The sequence below is a fragment of the Variovorax sp. WDL1 genome (assembly GCF_001541225.1).
In the GTDB taxonomy this organism is placed as follows: domain Bacteria; phylum Pseudomonadota; class Gammaproteobacteria; order Burkholderiales; family Burkholderiaceae_C; genus Variovorax.
Genome location: NZ_LMTS01000130.1, coordinates 5602 through 6743 on the forward strand (window position 1 = coordinate 5602; position 1142 = coordinate 6743).

General features: G+C 66.6%; 1 protein-coding gene and 1 pseudogene. Both read left to right on the forward strand.

The window, feature by feature from the left end:
* Nucleotides 1-514: pseudogene (locus APY03_RS17990) on the forward strand (conjugative transfer ATPase); the annotation flags it as partial.
* A 24-nt stretch (nucleotides 515-538) separates the two neighbouring features.
* The coding region (locus tag APY03_RS17995) for a DsbA family protein (RefSeq protein WP_232324321.1) at nucleotides 539-1142 on the forward strand (604 nt) is incomplete at its 3' end.

Below are 1142 nucleotides of genomic sequence, written 5' to 3' on the forward strand. Positions count from 1 at the left end.
CCGCCCGATCGTCAACGTCACCGACGAAGGCCACATCATCACGAAGAACCCGCTGCTCGCGCCCTACGTCGTCAAAATTACCAAGATGTGGCGCAAATTGGGCGCCTGGTTCTGGCTCGCGACGCAGAACATCGACGATCTGCCGCGCGCCGCGGAACCCATGCTCAACATGATCGAGTGGTGGATCTGCCTGTCGATGCCGCCGGACGAGGTGGAGAAGATCGCGCGGTTCCGCGAACTCTCGCCGGCACAAAAGGCGCTGATGCTCTCGGCACGCAAGGAAGCGGGCAAGTTCACCGAGGGGGTCATCCTCTCCAAGAGCATGGAGGTGCTGTTCCGCGCCGTGCCGCCGAGCCTGTATCTCGCGCTCGCGCAGACCGAACCCGAAGAGAAGGCCGAGCGCTACCAGCTCATGCAGCAGCATGGTGTCAGCGAGCTGGATGCCGCCTTCAAGGTGGCCGAGAAGATCGACCGGGCGCGCGGCATCGAGTCTCCGGCCCTGGACCTGCCGTGAATCTGCCGTACACCGGAGAACGCCATGGAACAGAAGCGCCCATCCATTCCGATGCAGGTCCAGGCGTTCCGCCGTCGGCGCTGGCGGCCCCGCTGGCCCTGGATGTTGGCCGCGGTGGTGGTTGCGCTGCTGCTGATCTGGCTCGTGTCCCGCTCTCCTGGCGAGTCCACGCAGCAGACTTCAACGCCGACCAGCGAGACGCAGGTGGCTGGGCCTCTGTGGCAGATGGGCAACCCGGACGGCCGTTTCACGCTCACGCTCTACGCGGACCTCGAATGCCCGTTCTGCCGCTCCTACTTCCCCGTGCTCAAGCGCTGGGTCGGCGGCAACGCGGACGTGGCCTTGCAATGGCACCACCTGCCATTGGCCGCGCATGAGCCGGCAGCGTCTTCCGAAGCGCGTCTGGCCGAATGCGCGGGCGAAGCTGGTGGCCATGCCGCCTTCTGGCAGGCTGTCGAATGGGTCTATGCCCACACGCGCAGCGACGGCCAGGGCTTGCCCGATGGCCTGCGCTACCCCGACCTCACACCAGCCATCGAGCAGTGCTTGGCGAGCGAGCGGCCCGACGCGCCGATCCGCACCCAGACGGCGGAAGCCACGAACAGCGGCGTGACCGCCACGCCGTCGC